We start from the raw sequence: 9,484 nt of genomic DNA, 5'->3' as shown, positions 1-9,484 counted from the left end.
AATCTCGGCTTACGCTGATGAAGGGTGATGAGGTGGTCGAGGGCGGAGAAGAACGCACCGATTTTTATTTGTTCTTCTATTTTAGGTCTATGGATAACTAAATTTCCCACCTGTTCTAACGATAAGTTGGGCTGAGCTCCAACGGTCGGATTTCTTCTAATAAAGTCTTTGACAACTTTTCCGCTAAGTGATGTAATCAAAAAGTTTGTATCAAAATCATATCCTCTAATAATCGCTAAAGCTTGATTAGTATTAGCAGGAAGTATTGACTTATCAACGGTTGCGGTTCTTCCTAAAGTTCCTGCAATCGAAAAAAGAATATCATTTTCTTCCAATTTTGAACGTTTAAGATAGTTCTCATGCTCATCACTATTAACCCTAGAAACAGGTAATATTTTTCCATTAATAATATTTTCAACCTTTACAAAGTTGATACTTCCATTTCCAGATTTGTCTTTTGGCGTTGTGCCTTTAGTGATTAATTTTGTTTTTTCTCCCAACCTCCGCTGTTCCCAAGCGTCAGCATATCCCACATACGACATTTTCCAAAAAAACTTTTCCAAAATTACCAGCTCCCCCACCTTTCCCAAAATATAATGTATAATAAAACCAAACAAAAAATCAAAAACAAGGTGAGCAAAAATGAAACTAACCCTAAAAGAAACAGCGAAGGCAGTAAATGCCTTAAATGACGTAAGTAAATACGAAAATATAGAAATAACAGGTGCGGAGTTTGACTCAAGAAAAGTAAAAAAGGGAGATTTATTCATTCCCTTAAAAGGAGCACGTGACGGGCATGAATTTCTGGAGAAAGCACGAGAAAATGGTGCAGTTCTATCACTTTGGTCAAAAGATGTACCAACGCCAGATGATTTCCCAGTGTTAATAGTAGAAGATGTTTTGAGTGCTTTTCAGGTGCTCGCTCAATACTATTTACAAAAGAAAAAACCTACGGTTATTGCGATTACTGGTTCTAACGGAAAAACGACGACGAAAGATATGACCGCTTTTGTGCTTGCTACCACGTTTAAAACGTATAAAACGCAAGGCAACTACAACAATGAAATCGGTATGCCTTATACCATTCTCTCTATGCCAGAGGACACGGAGAAATTGGTGCTTGAAATGGGAATGGATCACGCTGGAGATTTGCACTTGCTTTCAACACTTGCTACTCCAGACATTGCAGCGATTACGCTTATTGGCGAAAGTCATTTGGAGTTTTTTGGCACACGTGAGGCGATTGCCAAAGGGAAAATGGAAATTGCGGACGGACTAAAAGAAAATGGTTTGCTGATTGTACCAAGCGATGAACCACTTCTTAAAAGTTTTCTTGAGAATATTTCACAAGAGATCGCAACATTTGGCTGGGATAATTCAGCCGATGAATATGTGACGGTTCTAGCGGAAAAGAGAGAAGAAACGATTTTTCAATTTAGTTTTTCAGAAAAAATTATGGAAATTGCAGTTCCGGGGAAATACAATGCACGTAACGCATTAGTGGCAAGCATGATTGCGAGACGTTTAGGTGTGAGTATGGAAGATATTGCACAAGCACTTGCGGCAGTTGAATTGACAAGAAATCGCACGGAATGGGTGGAATCAAGCGTTGGAGCAAAAATGTTGAGTGATGTGTATAATGCCAACCCAACAGCAATGGGGCTTGTTTTAGATAGTTTTTCACAAATGGAAACAACAGGGAAACGGCGAGTGGTGCTTGGCGATATGCTCGAGCTTGGCGAGGCGAGCAAAGTGTTGCACGAAAGCATGAGCGAACATTTGGATAGCTATAACATTGAGAAAGTCTATTTATTTGGTAAAGAAATGAAAGTTCTTTTTGACAAAATTGTAGAGAATTTCCCAAAAGGTGCTGTTGTGCATTTTGACAAAGAGGATAAGCAAGCATTGATTGAATTGCTGAAAAATGATTTACAAAAGGAAGATTTATTGCTTTTAAAAGCGTCAAATGGCATGGGGCTTTTTGAAGTGGTGGAGGCTTTGAAATGAGAAAAACGCATAAAATCAACGTAAAAAGCGTAGATTTTATGCGTTTTTCTCATGCTTTAGGCATGGAAAAATTTTCCGTAGAAATTCCCTCATGCTCAAGCAAATGAATTTTTTTCTCAATTCCGCCAGCATAGCCCGTCAAATTGCCGTTTTTTCCGACGACTCTATGGCAAGGAATGAGAATGGTAATTGGATTATGCCCCACCGCTCCGCCAACGGCTTGGTTGGAAATCCTTTTGCGACCGAATTTTTTCGCAAGGGTCTTGGAAATTTCGCCGTAGGTTATCACCTCGCCATAAGGAATTTCGAGCAAAATTTTCCAAACTTCTTGACGAAAAGGGCTGCCGCAAGGGGCGAGCAAGTGAGTGGGGAAACTAGGATTTTTTTTAGCAAAATAATCATCGAGCCACTCTTTTGTTTGTGAAAATATCGGTAAAATGTCACAAACTTCTAGCTCAGGAAACAAGGTTTCTCCGTGATATTTTTGATTTTCTATCCAAATGCCGATTAATTTTTCCTCTTTACTCGCAAGGGTCAAATTGCCAAGTGGCGAGGAGTAATTTGTAGTAAAAATCATGAAAATTCCTCCATTTTTATAGTATAGATTTTAATTTGTATCTTTTCGCTTTTCTATTGTTCAAAGTTTCTCATTACTTCAGGAAGGCGGTCAATTATTTTTGTAGGGAGTGCGATTCGCTCTTTTTTTGCGATTTTTCGTGCGATAAAACTATGCAGAAAAACAGCACTGCCGATTACCTCACGCCGTTTTCCTCGAAATTGTGCGAGAAATGCTGCCAATATCCCCGCAAGCGTATCACCAGAACCACCAATTGCTTGAGCAGGTGTGCCAATTGTGAGTTTGTATGACTCTTCACGAGGGAAATAAATTCTCGTTTCCTCAGATTTTAAAATAACAGTAAATTCATTTTTATCTACTTGCGTTTGATTGTTTAAATCTGTCTGCTGAGCAATTTCAATCCCTGAAAAAACTTGCCATTCCATTTGATGAGGGGTGAGAATGGTTTGTTTAGGAAATGGAATATTTAGCGTATTTTCAGCTAACAACGAAAAAGCAGAACCGTCAAGAATCAATAGTTGTCGCTCTGTAATGGTAGCAAATAAATTTTTTAATAATGAAAAACCAATCGTTTCGACACCTAAACCACAACCGATTAAAATAACATCTACCTGCTTTGTCACTTTTTCAAGTAACGTATGATTTTCCCAATCAATCACCATTGCCTCTGGATAGCGTGCGTGAAGTGGTGCGTGGTTGTGTTTACTTGTTGCGACACTCACAAGACCTGCCCCAGCGTAAACAGCAGAACCAGCCGCCAAAATGCTTGCTCCACCGTACTGTTCATCTCCTGCGATAATCAACACACGACCAAAATTTCCTTTATGTGTCGCTTTTTCTCTTGGAAGAATCACTTTTTTCAAAATTTCCTCAGTCAATAGTTCCATTTCCTCACCTCCGTTTTTTCTATTTTACCACGGTTTTGTAATGAATAACTACTAGAGTGAAAAAAATTTTTGATTTTTTTCGTACAAATCAAATTTATTGCGTATATTAAAAATAAAAGGGAAAACAATTTATCGAAGTGAGGTGAGAGAATGGACATTAATAGTCTAGCAGAAAAAATTTTAAAAGAAGGGAGTGAATTGCAAGCACATGATTGCTATATTTTGCCAATAGAACAAGGATTTCGTTGTTTTTATCGCAAAGGTGATAAGAGAGTGGGGGAGCAAAGTTTTTCCGAGGAGATTGGCAATAAATTAATCCTCCATTTTAAATATCGTGGTGGGATGAATATTGGCGAAAAAAGGCGTGCACAACTTGGAAGTTTCTCCGTAGAAATTGACGGAGTGAAACGAAGATTTCGCTTGTCAACAGTCGGCAATTTCGAGCAGAAAGAGAGCTTAGTGTTGCGGTTTTTACATTCTTTTGAAGTGCAAAAACTTCAATTTTTCTTTGAAGGGCAACTTGAAGAATTGAGGGAGAAAACGCTAAGGCGAGGGCTTTATCTGTTTTCTGGTGCAACGGGTTCAGGCAAAACAACGACGATGTACCAACTGGCACAAATGCTAGAGGAGGAAAAACAAATTATTGCAGTGGAAGATCCAGTTGAGATAGAAAACGCACGTATTTTGCAATTGCAAGTCAACGAATCTATCGGAATGGATTATGAGGCGTTGATTAAGCTAACTTTACGACATCGACCTGATTTGTTGATAGTCGGGGAAATTCGTGATGAAATTACCGCCCGCACCGTCATTCGTGCCGCACTAACAGGGCATACCGTTTTTTCAACGGTTCACGCTCAATCGCCAAAAGGGGTATTTTTGCGAATGAAAGAGCTTGGTGTATCTGACGTAGAAATGGAACAGACAGTGAAAGGTGTTATTTATCAGCGACTTTTTACAGACAATCATGGCAAAACACGTGCATTGTTTTCGTTTAGCAAAAATGGTAAAAAAGAAACGGAATGGAATGATTTACTTGAAAAATTGGTACAAGAAAAGCGTATTTCTCAAGAAATTTACTCGCAAGAAAAGTTTGTCTAAGAAACGACGATTTGAGTTGCTTTTGCTTTTTAGCAATTTATTAGATGGTGGTTTTACACTTACAGAAGTTTGTTATTTTTTGGAAAGGATCGAGCGATTTCCGAGGGAAATTGTGCAGGAAATGACAGAGAATTTTATTTCTGGAGATGAGGTGAGTAGTTGTTTCGCTCAACTCGGTTTTTCCTCCGCACAAACGACTCAACTTGAGCTGGCTCAAATGAACGGCAATTTAAAAGAGACAATGCAAGTGCTGAAAAATCAAGCAATAGAGGAAAAAAGACAACGAGAAAAATTAGTGAAAATTTTAAGCTATCCATTGCTTTTGTTGATTTTCTTGTTTGGTATTATGGGGTTGCTAAGAGAATTTCTACTTCCGCAACTAATGTCAAACAACAATGGAGAGAAAAATTTTGCCTTTTTATTGATAGAATATTTACCCGCAATTGTGTTGATTACAGGAGGGGGTGTAGTGTTTTTTACGCTTTTGCTTTTGTTATTTTTAAAGAGAAAATCAGCAGTTTTTCGAGCAAAATGGTGGTGTAAAATCCCAATAATACGTACGTTTTATAGACTTTACCTGACAAGCGTTCTCTCTCGTGAATGGGGGTATTTGTTTTTACAAGGTCATGAGATGAAAACAATCGTTGAGATAATGGAAAACTTAAAATCAAATGGTTTGCTAAGAGAATTAGGACGAGAAATGGGGACTCGTGCTGAGGAGGGCATTAGTTTTGACGTGCAAGTAGGCTCATGGCAATTTGTTCAGTCGACATTTTCCGTTATCATTCTCTCAGGTGAGGTGAAATCAAGACTTGGTGAGGAACTGTTATTTTATTCGGAAATGTGTTTCCAAGAATTGCTTGCTTTAGTTGAAAAACGTATGAGTATTGTTCAACCGCTTGTTTTTTTATTTGTAGCGTTGATGATTTTAGGGATTTATGCGGCAATATTGTTGCCAATCTATAACAATATGGAAGGAATGGTTTGATGAAACTATTGGAAAAACTAAAAGGAAAACGCACGAAGGCTTTTACGCTTTTGGAGACTTTGATTGTGATTATTTTAATTGCAGCGTTGATTTTGCTTTTCTCGCCAAAATTGATTGAGCAAAAAGATGTAGCGTTGAAAAAGAGTGATAAAGCATTGGCTTTAGTGGTGCGGGAGCAGTATGAGCTTTATCAAATGGAAAAGGGGAGTAGTGCAGGCAAAGTAACAGGGAAAAAATTAAGTCAAGCACAAATTGATGCGTTATTTAATGAGCATTATATTTCGCAAAAACAAAAGGAGCAATATGAAAAAATTCCTGAAAGCGAAATTGACTAGACGAGTAAGCGGGTTTACGGTGTTTGAAAGTTTGGTTGTCATCACGCTTGTTCTTTGTTTCGTTCTCATTCCAACGCTTTATTTTCATCGAGTAATGGAAAGTTTCACAAACCGTTCCTTTTTTTACGAATTTGAGCGTGGACTTACGCATATCCAGTCGATTTGTGCAATGAGGCGACAAGTCGGGCAAGTGCGTGTGCAAGAAAACGAAGTGAGCCTCTCTTCAAATAATTATCAGATCACGCTTTTTTTGCCAGAAGAAATCCGCACAATCAACCGCAAAAGCGAGTGTGAAATCATTGAAATATCAAGCAAGGGAACCAATTCGTCTTTGCCGAAAATTGTTTTTGAGAACGCTCGGAGAAAAGAGCAAATTATTTATCAATTTCAATTTGGTACAGGAAAATTTCGGAAAGAGATTGTAAGCTATGAATAAACGAGTAAAAGGGATGATGTTATTAGAGGCAGTCATTTCAGCAGGATTATGCCTAGTGCTTGCAAGTATTTTTCTTATGCAAATGATTGAGCTGAACAAGGGTGTTATGCGATTAGAGAGGAAAATGAGCTTTTTGCAATCCGCACGTGAGGGGAGAGAGTTGCTCAATAAACAAAAGAAAAGTGCAATTACGCACAACCAAGTGCAGACGAGGAAAATGACCAATCAAAACGAGGAGAAAATAGAGTCGAAAAATGGAGAATTTGAAATTTCGGTTACGTTCATTGGGGAGAAATAAACGAGTACGTGGTTTTACTTTATTGGAATGTTTGGGAGCATTATTGATAATTCCTTGTGTTCTTATCGTTTTTCTAAATCTCAGCACATTTCTTGAAAGAGCAGAGAGTAAATGGAGATGTAACGATGCAAAAAATTGGCAGCTTTTCGTTACGCAAATGCAGGAGAGGTGCCGCAATTCGAGAGATTTGAAAATATTAGGCAATCAGGAATTTCAACTTTCATTTTTAGCATTTGACGAGCGAGAAAATGTGGAAAAAAAGCCTGCGGTTATCGAACGTTTTTATTTAAATCAAAAGGGAGAATTAATCAAGACAAATGAAAATAAAAAGGGATTTGAACCGATATTAATGGAGATACAGTCACTTCACATAGAAAAAACACAAGAATTTTTAAAGTTAGAAGTAGAATTTTTTTCTGGTAAAAAAGAGCAAGCGATTTGGGAGGTGAAAGATGAGAAAGTACCATAAAAAACGAGTAAAAGGGGGGATTTTACTTTCCGTCTTGTGCCTATTTTCCTTATTTTTTGTTCTACTCGCTTTTCAAGTGAAAAATGTTTCGCAAACAATTGAATTTGTTCGAGCAATGGAGGAGGGCGAGAAGATAAATTGCATGGTGGAGGTCGCAAGAGAAAAATTTCGCAATGGAAATTCTTCCAAACAACTTTTTTTTGATGTAGGAGAAGTATCAGCAAGCAGGTGGAAGAATAAAAAAGGGGTAGCCATGCGGAAATTTGTTGTTACACTAAACGAAAATGGAGCAAAAACAGAAATCGCAGAGTATGATGATTAGAAAACAAGTGTGTGAATAGCTATTCCGAGAAAAACATGATAGACTTTTACTACAATCGAAACGAGTGTTCGCAGAAAAGACTTCGAGCACAGAGAGGAGTAAAAGAATCATGATGTCAACAAATGATTTTGATTTTCATTTGCCAGAGGAATTAATTGCCCAAACGCCACTAAAGGAGCGAGAAAAAAGTCGCTTGCTAGTAATTGATAGGGAGACGAAAAACATTCAAGATAAGCATTTTGAAGATATTTTAGAAGAATTGAACGCAGGAGATGCTCTTGTGATGAATGATACAAAAGTTTTGCCTGCACGTTTATTTGGTGTAAAAGTGGCAACAGGTGGCATGATAGAAGTTCTACTTTTGAATAATACACAAGGTGACGATTGGGAAGTGTTGATGAAACCTGCCAAGCGTGCAAAAGTAGGTACAGAACTTTCATTTGGAGACGGTCGATTGAAAGCCACGGTTGTAGAAGAAAGAGAACATGGTGGGCGAATTGTTCGTTTTTCTTACGAGGGGATTTTTCTTGAGGTGTTGGATAGTTTAGGCGAAATGCCACTGCCTCCTTACATTCATGAAAAATTAGAAGACAAAGAACGCTACCAGACAGTTTATGCTGAAAATCCCGGAAGTGCGGCGGCTCCAACGGCAGGATTACATTTCACAAAAGAGTTGCTAAAGAAAATTGAGGAAAAAGGGGTGAAATTGGTCTATCTTACGCTCCATGTAGGTTTAGGCACTTTTCGACCTGTGAGCGTTGAAGATGTAAACAATCATCAAATGCACAGTGAATTTTATTCTTTATCAGCTGAGGCGGCACGAACCATTCAGGAAGTGAAGAAAAACGGAGGTCGAATCATTGCAGTTGGTACGACAAGTATTCGTACGCTAGAAACGATTGCTCAAAAATTTGAAGGCAATATCCAAGCAGACTCTGGTTGGACGGATATTTTTATTTATCCCGGGTATCAATTTAAGATAGTAGATGCTTTTTCGACCAATTTTCACCTGCCAAAATCAACGCTCGTGATGTTAGTGAGTGCTTTTGCAGGCAAGGATTTCGTATTAAATGCTTATCAGCACGCCATAGATGAGCAATATCGTTTCTTTAGTTTTGGCGATGCAATGTTTGTAAAATAGATTTAGAGAGATCTCATTATTTGTATAGACAAAAACGTGAAACATTAGAGAATGCGGTGTGAAACAAGTTGTTAAAACGGAGATTTTCTGATTGCGTGCGTTTTCAAAAAGAGGTAAAATAAAAGTATCAGGAAGGGGTGAAACTTTAAAAAATCAAGGCATCTCGAAAGTTGAAAATTTAAAGATAGGAAAAATTAACTAAAAATGCCTTTGAAGTCATGTGAAGGTTCACAAATCCCCATAAATAGTGAATATACGGTTGTATCTGGACGGAAGTAGTGCTCCAGAGTAAGAGTTACTTCTAGATTGTCGTAAAGGGGTTTCTGATGAGTACTTAGATAAATAGGAAAATCAGAAGTGAAACACACAGAGAAAGTCCGTTAAAATAGAAGATTTTAAATGAACAAATTGGAACACTCTGTGAGAAAATTGAATAGAGTTTATCTAGGCTGAATAAATAAGCCACTTAGATAAATGGAACGTATTTTGAAAGAATTTTTCAAGTTAAATGAAACGAGAGCAACCTTTACATGAAGTGTTACTTGATTTTTTAAAGCCTTCCGAATGCAATACAGCCGAGGATTGTCGAGAGTCCTCGGTTTTTGTGTGCAAAAAAACTCTATTTTTGAAAAACGGCTCTATACTAAATCGTGTGGAATAACAAAAATTCCATGCGATTTTTTTGCATAAAAAAAGACATCTCGTTTACAATGTAAGTGCCTAACCCAACAGTAAAGGAGATGTCTTCATGGATAAGTGTACAAGAGAATTACTAGGATTTCAAGATGAAAGTTTGATATTTGAAAAGGACCGTTGGTTTTCTAGAGGGGTAGATAAGAAAAATAGAAAATTCAACAGAATTGATGGGCTATATGCGAAAGTTCCTACGCATTGCGAGAGTTGTGGGGTTCTATTTCAGAGCT

The 9,484-nt window shown here is 37.8% G+C and carries 12 protein-coding genes; 9 read left to right on the top strand and 3 right to left on the bottom strand.

Annotated elements, in window-relative coordinates:
* The coding region (locus tag B5D30_RS12865; protein ID WP_234984682.1) for a restriction endonuclease subunit S at positions 1-563 on the bottom strand (563 nt) is incomplete at its 3' end.
* Between the two features lie 79 nt (positions 564-642).
* Here B5D30_RS12865 and B5D30_RS12860 point away from each other — a divergent pair.
* Positions 643-2,007, top strand: coding sequence for a UDP-N-acetylmuramoyl-tripeptide--D-alanyl-D-alanine ligase (locus B5D30_RS12860; RefSeq protein ID WP_078808489.1), 1,365 nt, complete (start codon positions 643-645; stop codon positions 2,005-2,007).
* A gap of 49 nt (positions 2,008-2,056) precedes the next feature.
* Here the strand turns inward: B5D30_RS12860 and B5D30_RS12855 are convergent, their stop codons facing one another.
* Positions 2,057-2,584, bottom strand: a complete 528-nt coding sequence (locus B5D30_RS12855; RefSeq protein WP_078808488.1) for a methylated-DNA--[protein]-cysteine S-methyltransferase — start codon at positions 2,582-2,584, stop codon at positions 2,057-2,059.
* 53 nt (positions 2,585-2,637) lie between these two features.
* Entirely contained in the window at positions 2,638-3,471 is an 834-nt protein-coding gene (locus tag B5D30_RS12850) for an NAD(P)H-hydrate dehydratase (RefSeq protein WP_078808487.1), read from the bottom strand.
* 150 nt (positions 3,472-3,621) lie between these two features.
* Between B5D30_RS12850 and comGA the strand changes: the two genes are divergently transcribed.
* From comGA to queA, 8 genes are all read left to right on the top strand, one after another.
* Entirely contained in the window at positions 3,622-4,572 is a 951-nt protein-coding gene (gene comGA, locus B5D30_RS12845) for a competence type IV pilus ATPase ComGA (protein WP_078808486.1), read from the top strand.
* Entirely contained in the window at positions 4,508-5,560 is a 1,053-nt protein-coding gene (gene comGB / locus B5D30_RS12840; RefSeq protein ID WP_159443348.1) for a competence type IV pilus assembly protein ComGB, read from the top strand. The genes comGA and comGB overlap by 65 nt, the downstream gene beginning before the upstream one ends.
* Positions 5,557-5,895 (top strand): competence protein ComG, encoded by a 339-nt coding sequence (locus B5D30_RS12835; protein WP_144399616.1) that lies wholly within the window; start codon positions 5,557-5,559, stop codon positions 5,893-5,895. The genes comGB and B5D30_RS12835 overlap by 4 nt, the downstream gene beginning before the upstream one ends.
* On the top strand, positions 5,864-6,331 hold the full coding sequence (comGD, locus tag B5D30_RS12830; protein ID WP_078808483.1) for a competence type IV pilus minor pilin ComGD: 468 nt from the start codon (positions 5,864-5,866) through the stop codon (positions 6,329-6,331). The genes B5D30_RS12835 and comGD overlap by 32 nt, the downstream gene beginning before the upstream one ends.
* Positions 6,324-6,629 (top strand): hypothetical protein, encoded by a 306-nt coding sequence (locus tag B5D30_RS12825; protein ID WP_078808481.1) that lies wholly within the window; start codon positions 6,324-6,326, stop codon positions 6,627-6,629. The genes comGD and B5D30_RS12825 overlap by 8 nt, the downstream gene beginning before the upstream one ends.
* Positions 6,586-7,098, top strand: coding sequence for a competence type IV pilus minor pilin ComGF (gene comGF / locus B5D30_RS14410; RefSeq protein WP_078808478.1), 513 nt, complete (start codon positions 6,586-6,588; stop codon positions 7,096-7,098). Before B5D30_RS12825 ends, comGF begins: the two co-directional genes overlap by 44 nt.
* A complete protein-coding gene (gene comGG, locus B5D30_RS12815; protein WP_078808475.1) occupies positions 7,082-7,420 on the top strand; it encodes a competence type IV pilus minor pilin ComGG in 339 nt (112 codons plus the stop codon). The genes comGF and comGG overlap by 17 nt, the downstream gene beginning before the upstream one ends.
* Before the next feature lie 112 nt (positions 7,421-7,532).
* Positions 7,533-8,561 (top strand): tRNA preQ1(34) S-adenosylmethionine ribosyltransferase-isomerase QueA, encoded by a 1,029-nt coding sequence (gene queA, locus B5D30_RS12810; protein ID WP_078808490.1) that lies wholly within the window; start codon positions 7,533-7,535, stop codon positions 8,559-8,561.
* Positions 8,562-9,484 lie beyond the last annotated feature (923 nt).

The sequence above is a fragment of the Pilibacter termitis genome (genome assembly GCF_900167335.1).
Classification (GTDB): Bacteria; Bacillota; Bacilli; order Lactobacillales; family Streptococcaceae; genus Pilibacter; species Pilibacter termitis.
This window is presented reverse-complemented; position numbering and strand designations above follow the sequence as displayed.